At 47.6% G+C, this 17,712-nt stretch carries 24 protein-coding genes; 21 read left to right on the top strand and 3 right to left on the bottom strand.

What is annotated here, in order from left to right:
- The first annotated feature begins 125 nt into the window (after positions 1 to 125).
- Together purT and MHN33_RS21790 are read left to right on the top strand one after the other, a co-directional pair.
- Positions 126 to 1,313, top strand: a complete 1,188-nt coding sequence (gene purT, locus MHN33_RS21795) for a formate-dependent phosphoribosylglycinamide formyltransferase (protein WP_239401326.1) — start codon at positions 126 to 128, stop codon at positions 1,311 to 1,313.
- Positions 1,310 to 2,197: an aldo/keto reductase gene (locus tag MHN33_RS21790; protein ID WP_239401324.1), complete on the top strand. Its 888-nt coding sequence runs from the start codon at positions 1,310 to 1,312 to the stop codon at positions 2,195 to 2,197. Before purT ends, MHN33_RS21790 begins: the two co-directional genes overlap by 4 nt.
- Before the next feature lie 17 nt (positions 2,198 to 2,214).
- Here MHN33_RS21790 and MHN33_RS21785 read toward each other — a convergent pair whose 3' ends face one another.
- Positions 2,215 to 2,901: a TorF family putative porin gene (locus MHN33_RS21785; RefSeq protein WP_239401322.1), complete on the bottom strand. Its 687-nt coding sequence runs from the start codon at positions 2,899 to 2,901 to the stop codon at positions 2,215 to 2,217.
- 239 nt (positions 2,902 to 3,140) lie between these two features.
- Complete coding sequence (locus tag MHN33_RS21780) at positions 3,141 to 4,307, bottom strand: hypothetical protein (RefSeq protein ID WP_239401320.1); 1,167 nt, start codon at positions 4,305 to 4,307, stop codon at positions 3,141 to 3,143.
- A 211-nt stretch (positions 4,308 to 4,518) separates the two neighbouring features.
- Here MHN33_RS21780 and MHN33_RS21775 point away from each other — a divergent pair, with 211 nt between their 5' ends.
- The 19 genes from MHN33_RS21775 (at position 4,519) to rplQ (ending at position 16,438) form a co-directional block, all read left to right on the top strand.
- On the top strand, positions 4,519 to 6,465 hold the full coding sequence (locus MHN33_RS21775; RefSeq protein WP_239401318.1) for an AsmA family protein: 1,947 nt from the start codon (positions 4,519 to 4,521) through the stop codon (positions 6,463 to 6,465).
- Between the two features lie 350 nt (positions 6,466 to 6,815).
- On the top strand, positions 6,816 to 7,658 hold the full coding sequence (locus MHN33_RS21770) for a polysaccharide deacetylase family protein (RefSeq protein WP_239401316.1): 843 nt from the start codon (positions 6,816 to 6,818) through the stop codon (positions 7,656 to 7,658).
- Between the two features lie 300 nt (positions 7,659 to 7,958).
- Positions 7,959 to 8,327 (top strand): 50S ribosomal protein L14, encoded by a 369-nt coding sequence (gene rplN, locus MHN33_RS21765; protein WP_239401314.1) that lies wholly within the window; start codon positions 7,959 to 7,961, stop codon positions 8,325 to 8,327.
- Positions 8,328 to 8,337: 10 nt separating this feature from the next.
- Entirely contained in the window at positions 8,338 to 8,652 is a 315-nt protein-coding gene (gene rplX, locus MHN33_RS21760) for a 50S ribosomal protein L24 (RefSeq protein ID WP_010386946.1), read from the top strand.
- Between the two features lie 15 nt (positions 8,653 to 8,667).
- Positions 8,668 to 9,207 (top strand): 50S ribosomal protein L5, encoded by a 540-nt coding sequence (gene rplE / locus MHN33_RS21755; RefSeq protein ID WP_010386945.1) that lies wholly within the window; start codon positions 8,668 to 8,670, stop codon positions 9,205 to 9,207.
- A gap of 10 nt (positions 9,208 to 9,217) precedes the next feature.
- Positions 9,218 to 9,523 (top strand): 30S ribosomal protein S14, encoded by a 306-nt coding sequence (rpsN, locus tag MHN33_RS21750; protein ID WP_010386944.1) that lies wholly within the window; start codon positions 9,218 to 9,220, stop codon positions 9,521 to 9,523.
- A 20-nt stretch (positions 9,524 to 9,543) separates the two neighbouring features.
- Positions 9,544 to 9,936, top strand: coding sequence for a 30S ribosomal protein S8 (rpsH, locus tag MHN33_RS21745; RefSeq protein WP_046006906.1), 393 nt, complete (start codon positions 9,544 to 9,546; stop codon positions 9,934 to 9,936).
- 13 nt (positions 9,937 to 9,949) lie between these two features.
- The gene (gene rplF, locus MHN33_RS21740) at positions 9,950 to 10,480 is read left to right on the top strand and encodes a 50S ribosomal protein L6 (protein WP_125721220.1); all 531 of its coding nucleotides are present in this window, start codon (positions 9,950 to 9,952) and stop codon (positions 10,478 to 10,480) included.
- 9 nt (positions 10,481 to 10,489) lie between these two features.
- Positions 10,490 to 10,840, top strand: a complete 351-nt coding sequence (rplR, locus tag MHN33_RS21735; RefSeq protein WP_046006904.1) for a 50S ribosomal protein L18 — start codon at positions 10,490 to 10,492, stop codon at positions 10,838 to 10,840.
- A 9-nt stretch (positions 10,841 to 10,849) separates the two neighbouring features.
- A complete protein-coding gene (gene rpsE, locus MHN33_RS21730; RefSeq protein WP_046006903.1) occupies positions 10,850 to 11,356 on the top strand; it encodes a 30S ribosomal protein S5 in 507 nt (168 codons plus the stop codon).
- 6 nt (positions 11,357 to 11,362) lie between these two features.
- Positions 11,363 to 11,542 carry a 50S ribosomal protein L30 gene (gene rpmD / locus MHN33_RS21725; protein WP_010378276.1) on the top strand — a complete coding sequence of 60 codons (180 nt, stop codon included), beginning with the start codon at positions 11,363 to 11,365 and terminating at the stop codon, positions 11,540 to 11,542.
- 4 nt (positions 11,543 to 11,546) lie between these two features.
- Positions 11,547 to 11,981, top strand: a complete 435-nt coding sequence (gene rplO / locus MHN33_RS21720; protein WP_046006902.1) for a 50S ribosomal protein L15 — start codon at positions 11,547 to 11,549, stop codon at positions 11,979 to 11,981.
- Positions 11,982 to 11,992: 11 nt separating this feature from the next.
- Positions 11,993 to 13,321, top strand: coding sequence for a preprotein translocase subunit SecY (secY, locus tag MHN33_RS21715; protein WP_046006901.1), 1,329 nt, complete (start codon positions 11,993 to 11,995; stop codon positions 13,319 to 13,321).
- Between the two features lie 22 nt (positions 13,322 to 13,343).
- Complete coding sequence (rpmJ, locus tag MHN33_RS21710; RefSeq protein WP_002959476.1) at positions 13,344 to 13,457, top strand: 50S ribosomal protein L36; 114 nt, start codon at positions 13,344 to 13,346, stop codon at positions 13,455 to 13,457.
- 129 nt (positions 13,458 to 13,586) lie between these two features.
- A complete protein-coding gene (rpsM, locus tag MHN33_RS21705; RefSeq protein WP_010386936.1) occupies positions 13,587 to 13,943 on the top strand; it encodes a 30S ribosomal protein S13 in 357 nt (118 codons plus the stop codon).
- 13 nt (positions 13,944 to 13,956) lie between these two features.
- Entirely contained in the window at positions 13,957 to 14,343 is a 387-nt protein-coding gene (rpsK, locus tag MHN33_RS21700) for a 30S ribosomal protein S11 (protein ID WP_010386935.1), read from the top strand.
- A 22-nt stretch (positions 14,344 to 14,365) separates the two neighbouring features.
- Positions 14,366 to 14,986: a 30S ribosomal protein S4 gene (gene rpsD / locus MHN33_RS21695; protein ID WP_046006900.1), complete on the top strand. Its 621-nt coding sequence runs from the start codon at positions 14,366 to 14,368 to the stop codon at positions 14,984 to 14,986.
- Positions 14,987 to 15,010: 24 nt separating this feature from the next.
- Positions 15,011 to 15,997, top strand: coding sequence for a DNA-directed RNA polymerase subunit alpha (rpoA, locus tag MHN33_RS21690; RefSeq protein WP_010386933.1), 987 nt, complete (start codon positions 15,011 to 15,013; stop codon positions 15,995 to 15,997).
- 39 nt (positions 15,998 to 16,036) lie between these two features.
- Positions 16,037 to 16,438, top strand: a complete 402-nt coding sequence (gene rplQ / locus MHN33_RS21685) for a 50S ribosomal protein L17 (protein WP_239401312.1) — start codon at positions 16,037 to 16,039, stop codon at positions 16,436 to 16,438.
- Positions 16,439 to 16,527: 89 nt separating this feature from the next.
- Here the strand turns inward: rplQ and MHN33_RS21680 are convergent, their stop codons facing one another.
- Positions 16,528 to 17,130: a hypothetical protein gene (locus MHN33_RS21680; RefSeq protein ID WP_239401310.1), complete on the bottom strand. Its 603-nt coding sequence runs from the start codon at positions 17,128 to 17,130 to the stop codon at positions 16,528 to 16,530.
- Positions 17,131 to 17,712 lie beyond the last annotated feature (582 nt).

Below are 17,712 nucleotides of genomic sequence, written 5' to 3'. Positions count from 1 at the left end.
TGTGCAAAATGTGTCTTTATTGTTTTTATTTGGGTGTTTTCACGCTTTTTTTTGTGCTTTCGGTATTGCAATTTATGTTATTTTGTAGTGCATACTTCAAACGCATCGTTACTTAGGAATAAATTATGAAAATTAAACAGTTGGGTACGCCGTTTAGTGCGACCGCGTGCAAGGTGTTGTTATGTGGTGGCGGGGAGCTTGGCAAGGAAGTGGTGATTGAGTTTAAGCGCCTGGGTGCAGAGGTGGTGGTGTTGGACCGCTATGAACATGCACCCGCCATGCAGGTTGCCGACCGTAGTTACACTTTATCTATGCTGGATGGTGATAAACTGGCTGCAATTATAGAGCAGGAACAACCCGACTATATTGTGCCAGAGATCGAAGCAATCGCGACCGACACATTGGTGACACTGGAGCAACAGGGGTTTACTGTGGTCCCCAGTGCCAAAGCCACACAACTGACCATGAACCGTGAGGGGATCCGCCGGCTGGCTGCTGAAGAGCTGGGACTGGCGACATCGCCTTATCGTTTTGTCGATACCCAGCAGGAATTCATCGCGGCAGTTGGCGAAATTGGCATGCCCTGTGTGGTGAAACCGATTATGAGTTCCTCAGGTAAAGGGCAGAGTGTAGTGCGCACTGAGGCTGATCTCAACGCTGCCTGGGAATATGCACAGCAGGGCGGGCGTGCCGGCCAGGGCAGAGTGATTGTTGAAGGTTTTGTCGACTTTGACTATGAAATTACCTTGCTGACCATTCGTCATATTGATGGCACCAGTTTCTGCGAGCCGATTGGACATGTACAACAGGATGGCGACTATCAGCAAAGCTGGCAGCCGCAGGCGATGTCTGAGCTGGCATTATCGCGTGCTAAAGCGATGGCCGAGCAAATCACTGAAGCGCTGGGTGGCCGAGGCCTGTTCGGGGTTGAGCTGTTTATTAAAAACGATGACGTGTACTTCAGTGAAGTGTCGCCGCGGCCACACGATACCGGCATGGTGACCCTGATCTCTCAGGATCTGAGTGAATTTGCTCTGCATGTGCGGGCCATTCTGGGGCTGCCTATCCCCAATATTCATTGTCACGGCCCGTCGGCATCCAGTGTTATACTGGTCGACGGCACGTCACAACAGCTGAGTTTCACCCAGGTTGCCGAGGCCCTCACTGAAGCCGACACCGATTTACGTTTGTTTGGTAAACCTGAAGTGGCAGGCCGACGCCGCATGGGGGTTGCACTGGCGCGTGATGAAAGCTGTGAACTGGCCACAGAGAAAGCAAAACGAGTAAGTTCAACCATAGGCACGATTTTATGACACACAAGGTAATGGGCGATCTGGTCGCCGGGTTCTGGCGTTTACTGGACTGGCAGCACAGCCCGGCTCAGACTTTAGATTTTGTAAAGCAACTGACAGAGCTGGGTATACGTGACACCGATCACGCCGATATCTATGGCCAGTATGAATGCGAAGCGGCTTTTGGTCGTGCGCTGGCATTAGAGCCGTCGGTCCGTGAGCAGATCCGTATCATCACCAAATGCGGCATTCGTCCGGCTCTGGCAAGTAAGGGACTGGGGGGCAAAGCCAATCATTATGACTCAAGTAAAGCCCATATCATTGCCTCGGTGCAGCAGTCTTTAAAGCACTTTGGCACAGATCGCATCGATACATTACTGATCCACCGTCCCGACTATCTGATGGATGCCGACGAAGTGGCTGAGGCGTTTAACACGCTCAAACAACAGGGTGATGTGCTGCACTTTGGGGTATCGAATTTCACCCCTTCGCAGCTGAGCCTGCTGCAGTCTCGCTTAGACTTTGACCTGCTCACCAACCAGATAGAGTTTTCACCTTATGAGCTCAAGGCCCTGAATGATGGCACCTTAGATCAGTGTCAGCAGCTGCGTATTCACCCCATGCTTTGGTCACCGCTGGCGGGTGGGCGTATCTTCGCAGCACAAGATGACAAAGCGGTGCGTTTACGTACTTGTCTGAGTGAGGTGGCAGCAGAAGTGGGTGCCAGCGGCATCGACGCGGTGATCTATGCCTGGTTGCTGATGCACCCAAGCAAGCCCTCTGTGGTGCTGGGCACGGGTAACATTGAGCGGGTACGTACGGCCGTGGCGGCACGTACGCTGACCTTATCCCGCGAGCAATGGTACCGTATCTGGCAGGCATCGACCGGCCATAGTGTGCCTTAACTCAGTGGCTGCTGGGCTCAGAGCGTAAAGTCCAGTGCGTAACTCACATAGGCCTTGATGTCATCATCGGCATCAAGGTCTGTTTTGACCAGTCCCAGCGTGAGTCCTCCGGTGCTTAAACTGACACCATAATCCATATAGCTGTCATCCTCACCGGTCCATTCCATGACGGTATCACCACTGGAGCGGCCGATATGCAGGCCCAACTCAGATTCAGAAAACACCGCAAATGCGGCATTGAACTCCAGATACAGCATATCTTCTTCGCTGGTTGAGTCATCCTGCGCTGTGGTCAGGTGGCTAAGCTTCACGGTGAAAAATTGCCAGCCGAGTGAGGCGTACAATTCGCCAAAGTCGATATCCCCGGCCGCATCCGGATAGGCGTAATGGATATAACCCAGGTCGTAACTGAGCTGATTGTACTCGCCACTGAAACCTGCATAGAGATCCAGTTCATAGCTGGTGCTGGCGGCATCACCAAAATCCACGTTGGATGCCCAGGTGCCAATGTAAAGGCCTTTGCCGCTGTCGTAATCCAGCCCGCCTGAGACGGCGGCACCATCATCCGACTGGGTAATACCGCGCCAGAAATAATTGGAGCTGGCGGCGACATTAGCGCTGACAGAGCTGGGGTTGTCGGCGAATGCCTGCGCGTGGGTGAACAGCAGTGAGATTGCACAAAAAAGTGAGTATTTATTATTCATGTAGAGTCCTCTGGAGCACAAAATTGTTGTCGTGCACGAGGTTGCAATGGCTAAGCCAGCCTTAAAAAAATGCGCTTTTAAATTTTAATAGTTTGATTTTTATTAATATATTTAGGTTTCTAGGTATTGGAGAGTAGCTTGAAGTGGGGGCGAGTATGCACGTCGCTGGTGCATAGATAGCTGAGATTGCACAATTATCAGGCAGTATCGTTGACTGCCTGATAATCGTCTCTGAGCGATTAACCGAAGATGGCGCGCATCAGTGAAATGGTCTCATCGACACTACGGCCTTTTTCGACTTCAGCGATGATAGAGTCACGCTTGGCACGGATATGCTCCGGGATGCTCTCATCACTCAAGGCGCGGTCAACCAGAGTTTCTGCCGACTCTTTGCTGCGACGCGTGGTTTTAGTCCCGCCACTGCTTGTGGTCCGCTTTGGCTTATTAAGCAATTTGTAATAGTTGGAGCTTTGCGGCGTGTCTTTGTCTGCATAATAGAAGAAGCACGGCAGTAAAGCTTTAATGGCACTCAGCCTGGTTTCAAGCTCGTCAGCGGCGCTGCCCGTTGCAAACCAGGGCATCTTGTTGATGGCCACCACCACATCCTGCCAGTAACGTTCAAAGTCTCGGTTGGTCAGTTTCGCAATGCCTAATGCCTGGCACAGGGCATCCAATTTACTGTTAACCAGCGGCGTAAACACATCCGGGCGACGCATTGCCAGCAGGCGTGTGGCGGGCGCCAGAGTGGGCTTCTCATCGCTGTGACTAAATGCCATCAGGTAAGCCAGCACAAACTCCTGATAGTGCTGCGCAGTTACCTCACCTTCCAGTGGAATAGACGCCAGTGCAGTATCGAACTCACCCGGCAAGTCGGCGAGTAACTGATGGAACCCTTTGGCGCTTTTGGTTGAGGCAAACCACTCGACATCGAACTGGTACACACCCGTATCCAGGCTGGCGGCGTGCTTGCCGCTGAACGCCAGACGGTCTTCACTGATCATGTCCTGTAACGGGGTCGCACGTAATGAGGCAAGATAGTCAACCAGCTTGAGCTGTTCGTCCAGTGCCAGCTCCGTCTCGCGTTGACGAATGAATTCGCAGATCACAGGCCAGGGCGCAATCCGTAAGGTTTTTAGCTGCAAAAAGCTGATCGCGCTGATCAGCATGTCCTGAAGCTTCTTAACGATAGGCAGTTGGTGATCGTCAAGCAGCTCAAAATTAATGCGATTCTTGGCTACATCCAGTAGCTCATAGCACCATCCCAGAAAATCTTCCGGATGATTCTCGACCTTAACGGCCATCAGGTTAAGGCTGATCTCGGTGGCCTGTTTCAGGATGTTCTGGTAAATCTGACTTTCTTGTTCGCCCAAAGCCATATTCGACGGTGAAATGAGCAGCTTCTTCATGTCGCAACGGTTCTCCAACTAGAGGATTAAATACAGACTATTCAGTTTAGCGAAAGGTCGGTAAAACTGACAAGGGCGTGGATCATACCGGGATCTCCCGCAAGTGCAATGCGAGATCGGGCGGATTAAAAAATCTTGCCGCGTGAAGGTGAATTTATTAACTAAATCGCTATCATAGAATGAGTCATAGATGATTTTTAAAGGAAGAGTTATGAAACGCGTGCTCAAACTGGCTGGCGCTCTGGTACTGTTACTGGTGATTGCCGTCGTGGTAGCCCCAATGCTGATCCCGACCTCCACCATTATTGCGCAGCTGGAGCAACAGGTTGAGGCGAATACCGGACGCAAGTTGGAAATCGCAGGTGATAGTGAACTCAGCATTCTGCCACGCCTGAATATTACCCTCAATGATGTGCGTTTTGAGAATATGGCGGGGGGCAGCCAACCCCATATGCTGACGATGGACCAGCTGGCTGTACACATTCCCTGGGTTTCTCTGTTCTCAGGGGAGTTTCAGCTGGAACAGTTTGTGATCCGCAATCCCAAAATTTTACTTGAGAAGAATAAAGCGGGGCAGGCTAATTGGGTACTGGCATTGGGCGCAGGGGAAGCATCCGCACAGTCTGCACAGCAAGCAGGGGCATCTGGCCCTGTCAAATTGCCAGCCGGATTCGATATTTCCCTTGGAGAAGTGGCGATTTATGGAGGGGAGCTCATCTATATTGATGGTATGTCGGGTGCGCGCCAGGAATTATCCGGGCTGGATGTAATCATCACGCTACCCTCACTTTACAAAGCGCTGGAGTTGGAGGGGAAAGTAACCTTTCAGGGGGAAACGTTTGCGTTGAATATGACCGTCGACACACCTGCTAAAGCCATCGAAAACAAAGACTTTAGTTTTGCACAAACGCTGGAATCACGATTGGTCAATCTGACCTTTGATGGTCAAATAACTCAGCAGGGTAAGGTGTTCAGTGGGGCGCTGACATTAGCCGGCGATTCAGTGAAAGATATTGCGCAGTGGCAAAAAGTCGATCTCAAGGCTAAGGCCGAGGCTTTTAACCAGTTTGAAGTCGCCGGGGAAATGCGTTTTGCGAACGATATTTTTTCGTTGCAATCATTACAAGCGAAACTGGATAAGCTGGAAATCCAGGGCCGTAGTGAGATTAAACTGGGTGAACGCCTGCGTGTTGAGGCGAATGTCGATTTGGGTATGCTCGACCTTAATCCATATTTGCCTGAGCCTGTTAAAGCGCCAGAGCAGCCAGACACATCATCTAGTGAACCGCAACCGATTGTCTGGGATGACAGCGAAATGGATTTATCGGCGCTCAATATGCTCGATGCCAACGTGGTGATCCGCTCCAGCGGTCTGCTTGCCAGAGAGGTTAAACTGGGGGCAAATCAGTTCTCTGTGGCGCTGAACAAGGGCAAGGCAAAGCTGTCGATGGACAAATTTACTGCCTATGAAGGCAACGGCAAAGGGGTAGTTCATGTCAATGCAGCGTCTAAGCCGTATCAAATCACCACTAATTTTGCGCTTAACAGCATCAATGCTGAGCCACTGCTGACCGATGCGATTGGTTTTGACAAGGTGCTGGGTAAAGGTAGTCTGAACTGGGATCTGGAAACGCGTGGCGTCAGCCAGAAACAGTTTGTCTCGGCATTGGCCGGGGAACTGGCGTTTGAGTTTAAAGATGGTGGCGTCAAAGGTGCCAACCTGGCAGAAATGGTGCGCAAAGGCAAGGAGATGCTCAAAGGGGACTTTTCTTCTGTCTCTGAAGGGCTGAATGCAGACTTTGACCCGAACCAGAAAACGGACTTTTCTGCACTGACAGGCAGCTTTCAGTTTCTCAATGGGGTTGGCCGTAACCGTGACCTGAATCTGGCGAGCCCGTTGATCCGAATTACCGGGGAAGGAGAGGTCGATCTGCCGAAAACTTATGTTAACTATCGGGTTGTAACTGGAATTGTGGACACCATTGAAGGTCAGCAGAGCCAGGACGACAGCACCGGTTTTAAAGTACCGGTCAGAATTAAAGGGCCATTTCATCAAGTAGAAACTAAGTTGGACCTAAGTGGTGCGGCTAAAGACAAAGCCAAAGATGCCGTAAAAGATAAGCTAAAAGACAAACTGAAAGGGTTTTTTGGCGGATAACCTGGCATACATACAGCTTACACCGGGCCACCCGGCTCGGTGTACAATACCAACCCGAAATAATACGTAACGAATTAGAGTGATTAAATCTGCCGATAATTAAATTAGAAGTTTCTTATTTAGAACCTAAACCTTAGACAAATGGTCTCAAATTTATGCCTTGTTATCGCCGAGACTTCCTCGCCTCAAGGTTAGTTACTTAATTATACAGATTGGTATTTTGCTATAAATTCAAAGCGCTAGCCCATCATAAGCTTTCTTCATAAAACCTTAAGTGGCGTCACTCTCTTGACTTGGCCACACTGAACTCCTGACTATGATTTTCTCTTTTCTTTCCTCCGGAGTAATCCATGATAAAAATGATAAGACTGCTGACTCTGCTGAGTTGTGTGCTGGGCCAGTCTTTTGCCCTGGCTGATAGCCATAATAAGCCGGGTAAACAACTGAGCGATGACTTCCAATATCCACAGGGTGCCCGATACGCCGTTAGCCTGACGTTTGATGATGCCAGAGAGAGTCAGCTCGACGTGGGCGTTCCTATACTTGAAAAGCTCGGGGTCAAAGCCACTTTTTATGTTATGTCGGCGCCCGTGAGCGCACGCCTTTCTGATTGGCGTAAAGTGGTTGCGGCGGGCCATGAGTTGGGCAATCACACACATTCTCACCTGTGCACGGGCAACTTCGCCTGGCTGAGAGCGCAGAATAAAGGGCTGGAACAGGTCGATCTGGCCTGGCTCGAACAGGATATCTTGACGACGAACCAATACCTGAAAACCCAGCTTGGTATTGAACCTAGAAGCTTTGCCTATCCGTGCGGCAATACCTTTGTTGGCCGTGGCGCAAATGTGAAAAGTTATGTGCCGCTGATCGCCCGTCATTTTGATACCGGCCGTACCTGGCTGGATGAAACAGCGAATAACCCGGCTTACACTGATTTTGCTCAACTCACAGGGATAAGAATGGATGGTATGACCTTTGACGAACTAAAAACAACCCTGGAAACACTGCGAGAAAACAATAAATGGATCATCCTTGCAGGCCATGAAGTAGGTGAAAATGGCCTCTATAGTGTCGATGCCAGGGTGTTGTCACAACTAATTCAATATTTAAAAGCGCCTGAAAACGGTTACTGGGTGGACACCGTCGAAAAGGTCGCCAGTTACATAAAAATGCACCGCAAAGAACCCGGTTAGTCTATTTTTTGTTCGCAGATAAGAGGTTATGTAGATTGCCTTTGTAATCGTTTTGCATAATTAGTTTGGCAGTGTGACTTGTGAAGATTTGGTTTGTCCCCATATCCCTGTTTTACAGCAAGTTCGGCATAGCGGCGTACTCAAATTAATTAAAAATTGAACTATCTTTAGCGCTGCTTTGCTGTTACAATTGCCCGCCCTTGAAGCACGACACGTTCGTATTTTGAGTGGAAATTAATCTAAATGCTTGGGTTTTAAACAAAATCTAGGCGTGTTGTAATTACACCGGAGCTCATCAAGATGATCCAAATGCAAACTCAGCTGGACGTTGCTGATAACAGCGGCGCTCGCAAAGTGCAGTGTATTAAAGTCTTAGGTGGTTCGCACCGTCGCTACGCAGCGGTTGGCGACATCATTAAAGTTTCTGTTAAAGAAGCAATTCCTCGCGGTAAAGTGAAGAAAGGTGATGTTAAAAACGCAGTAGTTGTGCGCACCAAAAAAGGCGTTCGTCGTCCAGACGGTTCTTTGATCCGTTTCGACAGTAATGCTGCTGTTATCCTTAACGATAACCTACAGCCGATCGGAACTCGTATCTTCGGCCCTGTGACTCGTGAACTACGTAACGAAAAGTTCATGAAGATCGTTTCACTAGCACCAGAAGTACTATAAGGAGTCGATCATGGCAGCAAAAATCCGTCGTGATGACGAAGTAATCGTACTAGCCGGTAAAGACAAAGGTAAGCGCGGTAAAGTGCTTTCTCTTGTAACTGAAACTGGTCGAGTATTTGTCGAAGGCATCAATATCATCAAAAAGCACCAGAAGCCTGTACCACAACTACAGCAAGCTGGCGGCATTGTTGAGAAAGAAGCGTCTATCGACGTATCTAATGTCGCGATCTTCAATGCCGAAACTGGCAAAGCAGATCGTGTAGGTTTTAGATTTGAAGACGGTAAAAAAGTCCGTTTCTTCAAGTCTACTGGTAAAACTATCTAATAGTTGGAGTAGACGATGGCGAAACTGCATGAAGTGTACAAAGACAAAGTAGTAAAAGAACTTTTCGAAAAGTTCGGTTACAGCTCTGTCATGCAAGTCCCTCAGATCGAAAAGATCACACTAAACATGGGTGTGGGCGAAGCCCTAGCTGACAAGAAAATTCTAGAGAATGCAGTAGCAGACTTAGAAGCTATCTCTGGTCAGAAGCCTCTGGTAACTAAAGCACGCAAATCTGTTGCTGGCTTTAAGATCCGTGAAGGTTACCCAATTGGCTGTAAAGTAACCCTACGCGGCGAGCGTATGTGGGATTTCCTAGAGCGTTTAGTCTCTATCGCGATGCCACGTATTCGTGACTTCCGCGGTGTTAGCGCTAAGTCTTTTGACGGTCGCGGTAACTATTCTATGGGCGTACGTGAGCAAATCATCTTCCCAGAAATTGATTATGATAAAGTCGACCGTGTTCGCGGTATGGACATCACAATCACTACTTCTGCGAAAACAGATGACGAAGGCCGTGCGTTGTTAGAAGCGTTCAACTTCCCATTCAAAAAGTAAGGGTAGGGTTATGGCAAAGAATTCAATGAAAGCACGTGACGTAAAACGTGCTAAATTAGTTGCTCAGTATGCTGAAAAGCGTGCTGCGTTAAAAGCTATCATCAGCGATGTTAATGCATCTGATGATGAGCGTTGGGATGCAGTGTTAAAGCTACAGTCTTTACCACGCGATTCTAGCCCTTCACGTCAACGTAATCGTTGTAACATCACGGGCCGCCCACATGGTTACCTTCGCAAGTTCGGCATGAGCCGTATCAAAGTTCGCGAAGCTGCTATGCGCGGTGAAATTCCTGGCCTTAAAAAGGCTAGTTGGTAATAGAATCACGGGAGTAAGACATGAGCTTGCAAGATCCAATTGCGGATTTGTTTACACGCATCCGTAACGGTCAGACTGCGAAGAAGGTATCTGTAACTATGCCAACTTCAAAGCTGAAAGTAGCTATTGCTAAGGTACTAAAAGACGAAGGTTACATCGGTGACTTCGCAGTATCTGGTGACGTTAAAGCAGAATTGACTATCGAACTTAAGTACTTCGAAGGCAAAGCTGTTATCGAAAACATCCAGCGTGTTAGCCGCCCTGGTCTACGTATCTATAAGAAACGTGACGAATTACCTAAGGTAATGGGTGGTCTAGGTATCGCTATCGTATCAACTTCTAAAGGCCTGATGACAGACCGCGCTGCGCGTAACGCTGGTGTTGGTGGTGAAATCATTGGCTTTGTAGCTTAATCGGAGGGGAACTATGTCTCGTATAGCGAAGGCTCCTATTACTGTTCCTGCCGGTGTTGAAGTTACAGTTAACGGCCAGGACATCAAAGTTAAAGGCAAAAATGGTGAATTAACGCGCACGATCAACGATGCGGTTGAAGTTTCACTTAACGACAACGTTATCACTACAGCTCCACGTGAAGTTGCTAATGCTTGGGCTCAAGCAGGTACTGCACGTGCCTTGATCAACAACATGATCATCGGTGCTAACGAAGGTTTTGAGAAGAAACTACAACTAGTAGGTGTTGGTTACCGTGCGGCAGTTAAGGGTAAAGTATTAGACTTAACTCTTGGCTTCTCTCACCCTGTGAACTTCGAGATCCCTGAGGGTATCACTATCGAAGCTCCAAGCCAGACTGAAATTGTTGTTAAGGGCGCAGACAAGCAGCTTGTTGGTCAAACTGCTGCGAACATTCGTTCATACCGTGAGCCAGAGCCTTATAAAGGTAAAGGTGTACGTTATGCTGACGAATACGTGCGTCGTAAAGAGGCTAAGAAGAAGTAAGGTAAGACGATGGATAAGAAAACAGCTCGTCTACGTCGTGCTAAGCGCACTCGTAGAAATATTATCGAACAGGGCACAACTCGCCTTGTTATCCACCGCACGCCACGTCACATTTACGCTCAAGTGATCAACGCTGAGGGTACTGTGCTGGCTGCTGCTTCTACTGTTGAAAAAGCAATTGCTGAAACAGTTAAAGGCACAGGCAACATCGAAGCGGCTCAAGCAGTTGGTAAAGCAATCGCTGAGCGCGTAGCTGACAAAGGCGTTGAAAAAATCGCTTTTGATCGCAGTGGCTTTAAATATCACGGCCGTGTGAAGGCGCTTGCTGATGCAGCGCGTGAAGCCGGTCTGCAATTCTAGGAGTAGACAATGGCTAACGTAGAAGCAAAAGCACAACAGCCTGAATTGGCTGAAAAGCTAATCGCGGTAAACCGTGTGTCTAAAGTAGTTAAAGGTGGTCGTATCTTTAGCTTCACAGCACTGACTGTAGTTGGTGACGGCGCAGGTAAAGTAGGTTTCGGTTACGGTAAAGCACGTGAAGTTCCAGCTGCTATTCAAAAAGCAATGGAAAAAGCACGTCGTAACATGATCTCAGTAGACCTTAACGGTCATACTTTGCAGCACCCTATCAAGGGTCGCCATGCTGGTTCTAAAGTATACATGCAGCCTGCATCAGAAGGTACAGGTATCATCGCCGGTGGTGCGATGCGTGCAGTACTAGAAGTTGCTGGTGTGCAGAACGTACTTTCAAAAGCATACGGTTCTACTAACCCGATCAACATCGTTCGTGCAACAGTTGCCGCTCTAGAGAACATGAATTCTCCAGAAGGCATTGCTGCTAAACGTGGTCTTAGCGTTGACGAAATTTTGGGGTAAGACACCATGGCAAACACAGTAAAAGTAACTCAAGTACGTAGCTCAATCGGTCGTTTACCGAAGCATAAAGCTACATTACGTGGCCTTGGTTTACGTCGTATCAACCACACTGTTGAGCTAGAAGATACGCCAGCAGTTCGCGGTATGATCAACCAAGTTTCTTACATGGTTAAGGTAGAGGGTTAATTCGATGCATTTGAATACACTTTCACCTGCTGCTGGTGCAAAGACAGCTGGTAAGCGTGTTGGCCGTGGTATCGGTTCTGGTCTTGGTAAGACTGGTGGTCGTGGTCACAAAGGTCAAAAATCACGCTCAGGCGGTAAAGTACGCGTTGGTTTCGAAGGCGGTCAAATGCCTATGCAACGTCGTCTGCCTAAGTTCGGTTTCACTTCTCGTAAATCACTAGTATCTACAGAAGTTAACCTATACGAAATCGCTAAAGTTGAAGGCGATGTGGTAGACGTAAACGCGTTACAAGCAGCTGGTATCGTTAAAAAGAACATCCAGTTCGTAAAAGTTGTTAAATCTGGCGAAGTTTCACGCGCAGTTACCGTTAAAGGCATCAAAGTGTCTAAAGGTGCTCGCGAAGCTATCGAAGCTGCCGGAGGCAAGGTAGAAGACTAAGGAAGTACACTATGGCTAAACCAGGTCAAGATATGCAAAGCGCACAGAGTGGGCTAGCGGAACTGAAGCGCCGACTACTGTTTGTATTGGGTGCTATCATTATTTACCGTTTAGGTTCGTTCGTGCCGATCCCTGGGATTGATGCCGCCGTACTTGCCGAATTCTTCGAGCAACAAAAGGGCACCATTGTTGAAATGTTCAACATGTTCAGCGGTGGTGCGCTTGAGCGTGCCTCGGTACTCGCGCTGGGTATTATGCCCTATATCTCAGCTTCAATTATTATGCAGCTATTAACGCACATACATCCTGCGATGATAGAGCTTAAGAAAGAAGGTGAGCAAGGTCGTAAGAAGATCAGTCAGTACACGCGTTATGGTACGCTTGTGCTTGCTACATTCCAGTCTATCGGTATTGCCACTAACCTCCCTAATATGATGGATGGGTTGGTCGTAAATCCTGGTTTCGGTTTCTACTTCACCGCTGTGGTGAGCTTAGTAACCGGTACTATGTTCCTGATGTGGTTGGGCGAACAAATCACAGAGCGCGGTATTGGTAACGGTATCTCAGTTCTGATTTTTGTTGGTATTGTAGCTAACCTGCCGTCTGCAATCGGTTCGACAGCAGAAATGGCGCGTCAAGGTGATCTGAACGTATTAGCTTTGGTTGTGATTGCGGTAATCGTATTCGCTGTAACTTATTTGGTAGTGTTCTTTGAGCGTGGTCAACGTCGTATCGTTGTTAACTACGCAAAACGTCAGCAAGGCCGTCAGGTCTTCGCAGCGCAGAGCACGCATTTACCATTGAAAGTAAACATGGCGGGTGTTATTCCACCAATCTTTGCTAGCAGCATCATTTTGTTCCCTGGTACAATTGCAAGCTGGTTCGGTCAAGGTGAAGGTCCAGTTGCTGACTTCTTACAAGCCGTCTCTGCAGTGTTGACTCCTGGTCAGCCTCTGTATGCGATGGTACTTGCAGCAGCGATTATCTTCTTCTGCTTCTTCTACACTGCGTTGGTATTTAACCCGCGTGAGACAGCAGACAACCTGAAGAAATCTGGCGCATTTATTCCAGGCATTCGCCCAGGTGAGCAGACATCTAAATACATTGATAAAGTAATGACACGCCTGACTTTGGCCGGTGCGTTGTATATTACCTTTATCTGTCTGGTGCCCGAGTTTATGACCATGGCGTGGCAAACGCCGTTCTACTTCGGCGGTACATCAATCTTGATTATCGTTGTGGTTATCATGGACTTTATGGCACAAGTACAGACCCATCTGATGTCTCATCAGTATGATTCTGTGCTGAAAAAAGCGAACCTTAAAGGCTACGGCCGCTAAGGTCTGTTTACGGAGTTGAGTAATGAAAGTACGTGCTTCCGTTAAGAAAATCTGCCGTAACTGTAAAGTTATCAAACGTGCCGGTGTGGTACGCGTGATCTGCAGTGAGCCTAAGCACAAGCAAAGGCAAGGCTAAGAAATCTAGTCGTGCAGGCTAAGTAATCTACTTAGCCTGTTTCATTGGTAAAACCTGAATGTCGGTTGGGTATCCTATACGGGCTTTCCAGCAAGATGATAATCAGGTTTATTTATAGGAGATATGTTAGTGGCCCGTATCGCAGGCATTAACGTTCCTGATCATAAGCATGCTGTTATCGGTTTAACAAGCATCTATGGTGTAGGTAAAACTCGCGCTAAGGCTATCTTAGCTGCGACAGGTATCGCTGAAACTACTAAAATCGGCGATTTAAACGACGAAACTCTTGACATCCTTCGTGAAGAAGTTGGCAAGTACACTGTTGAAGGTGATCTTCGTCGTGAAGTTACACTAAACATCAAGCGTCTTATGGACCTTGGTTGTTTCCGTGGCTTACGTCACCGTCGTTCGCTTCCACTACGTGGTCAGCGTACTAAGACTAACGCGCGTACTCGTAAGGGTCCTCGCAAGCCTATCAAGAAATAAGGTGGGGTAAGTTATGGCAAAAGCACCAATTCGTCGTAAAAAGGTCAAAAAGCAGGTTGTTGACGGCATGGCTCACGTTCATGCATCTTTCAACAACACGATTGTGACCATCACTGACCGTCAAGGCAATGCTCTTTCTTGGGCGACTGCAGGTGGTTCAGGTTTCCGTGGTTCTCGTAAGTCTACTCCTTTCGCTGCACAGGTTGCTGCGGAGCGTGCAGGTACTGCTGCTCAAGAGTACGGTCTTAAGAACCTAGAAGTATTCATCAAAGGTCCAGGTCCAGGCCGTGAGTCTGCTGTTCGTGCATTGAATGCTGCTGGTTTCCGTATCACAAACATCACTGACGTGACGCCAATCCCACATAATGGTTGTCGTCCACCGAAGAAACGTCGCGTATAATTAATAGGTTAGGAGAAAGAACATGGCAAGATATTTGGGCCCTAAGCTCAAGCTGAGTCGTCGTGAAGGTACTGACCTGTTCCTTAAAAGCGGCGTAAGAGCTATTGACTCTAAGTGTAAACTAGAAACAGCACCTGGTCAGCACGGCGCACGTAAAGGTCGTCTATCTGACTACGGTCTACAGCTACGTGAAAAGCAAAAAGTTCGTCGTATCTACGGTGTACTTGAAAAGCAATTCCGTAACTACTACAAAGAAGCTGCTCGCCTTAAAGGCAACACAGGTGAAAACCTGCTTCAGCTTCTAGAGCAACGTCTGGACAATGTTGTATATCGCATGGGTTTTGCAAGCACACGTGCTGAAGCTCGTCAGCTAGTAAGCCACAAAGCGATTATGGTTAATGGTCGTGTTGTTAATATCCCTTCTTTCGTAGTTACTCCAGAAGACGTGGTAGTAATTCGCGAGAAGTCTAAAAAGCAAGCGCGTATCATCGCTGCTCTAGAGTTGGCTGAGCAACGCGAAAAGCCAACTTGGATTGAAGTTGACGGTTCAAAAATGGAAGGTACTTTCAAGCGCCTACCAGAGCGTTCTGATCTGTCTGCGGACATTAACGAACAACTAATCGTCGAACTTTACTCGAAGTAAAGTTAAGAGTTAAGAGAGGATAAAATGCAGGGTTCTGTAACCGAATTCCTAAAACCAAGATTAGTCGATATCGACGCTGTAAGCTCAACGCGTTCTAAAGTAGTTTTAGAGCCTCTGGAGCGTGGTTTCGGCCACACACTAGGCAATGCTCTACGTCGTATACTTCTTTCATCTATGCCTGGTTGTGCTGTGACAGAAGTTGAAATTGACGGTGTATTGCACGAGTACAGCGCGAAAGAAGGCGTACAAGAAGACATCATTGAAATTCTGTTGAACCTGAAAGGTCTGGCAGTATCTCTAGAAGGTAAAGATGAAGTTTTCCTTACCCTGACTAAGTCTGGTGTAGGCCCTGTGACTGCGGCTGATATCCAGCACGACGGAGACGTGACTATTGCCAACCCTGAGCATGTGATCTGTCACCTTACGGCTGACAATAGTGAGATCAGCATGCGCATTCGCGTTGAGCGTGGTCGCGGTTATGTACCGGCGTCTAGTCGTTTATCCTCTGATGACGATGAGCGTCCAATCGGCCGTTTGCTGCTTGATGCATCATTCAGCCCGGTTGAGCGTATTGCGTACTCGGTTGAGTCAGCTCGTGTTGAGCAACGCACAGACTTAGATAAACTAATCATCGATATGGAAACGAACGGCACTTTGGATCCTGAAGAAGCGATCCGTCGTGCGTCTACTATTCTTGCTGAGCAGCTGGAAGCATTCGTAGACTTACGTGATGTTTCTGAGCCGGAAGAAAAAGAAGAGAAGCCAGAGTTCGATCCTATTCTGCTTCGTCCAGTCGATGACTTAGAGCTAACTGTACGTTCTGCGAACTGTCTGAAAGCCGAGCAAATTCAATATATCGGTGACTTAGTACAGCGTACTGAAGTTGAGCTTCTGAAAACACCAAACCTTGGTAAGAAGTCTCTGACTGAAATTAAAGACGTGCTAGCTTCACGTGGTCTTTCTCTGGGTATGCGCCTGGAAAACTGGCCACCTGCAAGTCTGGCTGAGTAATCTAAGTTACTATATTAGTTTAGTTAGAAGGATAGGGTCATGCGCCATCGTAAGAGTGGTCGTCAATTAAACCGTAACAGCAGCCATCGCAAAGCGATGTTCAGCAACATGGCTGGTTCTTTGGTGAAGCACGAAATCATCAAAACAACTTTGCCTAAAGCGAAAGAGTTGCGCCGTGTAATTGAACCTTTAATCACACTGGCTAAGACTGACAGCGTAGCAAACCGTCGTTTAGCGTTTGCTCGCACGCGTGATAAAGAAGTAGTTGGTAAATTGTTCTCTGAGATCGGTCCTCGTTTCGCGGATCGTCCAGGTGGTTACACTCGTATTCTGAAGTGTGGCTTCCGTGCAGGTGACAATGCGCCAATGGCTTACATTGAACTACTAGATCGCCCAGTTGCGACTAAAGAAGTTCAAGAAGACGCGCAGTCTGCAGAGTAAGTCTTACTAGTTAAGACACAGAAAAGCCGGGCAATGCCCGGCTTTTCTACGTCTGCTGTAACGCATTTCGCCTGAATTATCTCATTGGCTTAAAAGTTCCAGTGAAGCAGAATACCAACGTGATTTGCATCTACTTTATTTTCACGTGCAAGATCGTCTACAACAGAATACCTACCAACTTTTGCTACTTCATATTCTACGATGCTGTATCTGAACTCAAGACTGGCACTCCAGTTTTCAAAACTGTACATACCTGACACGATGAATTTGCCTGCGCTGTCGAACTCGAGGTCGTCACCAAAGTCATTTTCTAGCTCTACAGCTGAGTCTATACCTGCGCCGAGTCCCAGCTTGATTTGTTCACTTACTTTATAATATGGAATGGCTTCCCATGCTAAACGGCTAAATGTGAAGTCGCCGTTTTCTGCATCGGCGGAATCAAGGTGTATTGCCGCGTTCAGGCGAACATCAAACTTCTGGCTTAGCGCGTAGTTGAATCCACCACCAAGGATCAACCCCGACCCTGCTTTTACGCTGTTGTCGCTATCGTCTTCATATACCAGTGTTCCGAGTGTATCACCACCAAAAGTATAACCTGCAGTTGCAGAGAAGGAAAAAGGGCTGGGGCTTTCTTCCGATGCAAAAGTCGTTGTGGAGAGCGCTGCTATGACTGCTAGACTGAACTTTTTCATTATCTTCCTATTTTTAATCAAATGATTCGGCAGGGATTTTGTATAAAATCAGAATGCTTGTACAGAAAATGAGGAAATATCCGCTAGGAAAAGGTGCATAAATGAACGTTTTGCTTTGTTTTTGCGCGAACAACCTGTTTTTCTCACTTTTCTTCAAAAAAGGGGTTGCGCTGGGTTTCGATTTCCCTATAATGCGCATCCACCGACACGGGGCACAACGCTGAAAAGCAACGCGCCAAGTGACGTGAAGCCAAGCGGAAAGCTTAATTAAGAAAAATTAAATTTTCTAGTTGACTTTAAAAGTGAAGCGGTTAATATGGCGCTCCACTTCGCAGCAAGGCTGCGGTAACTAACCAGGGTTAGTTATTTTGTTCTTTAAAAATATGAAGCAATCATCTGTGTGGGCACTCGTACAGATTGAGTTCTAACAGCAGATTTCAGTTTTACTGAATGACGCACAAAAATTTAGAGTCTCAACTGAACTGAGTGACTAACATAGTCAATTCGTTTTGATTTTACTTTTTTGAAAAGTAGAAACAGACAAAATCAGAATTCATTGAGCACGAAACTTCGGTTTCAAAA

This window comes from Pseudoalteromonas sp. OOF1S-7, from assembly GCF_022347765.1.
In the GTDB taxonomy this organism is placed as follows: domain Bacteria; phylum Pseudomonadota; class Gammaproteobacteria; order Enterobacterales; family Alteromonadaceae; genus Pseudoalteromonas.
Note: the sequence above shows the minus strand (reverse complement) of the source record. Positions and strands in the feature narration are given on the sequence as shown.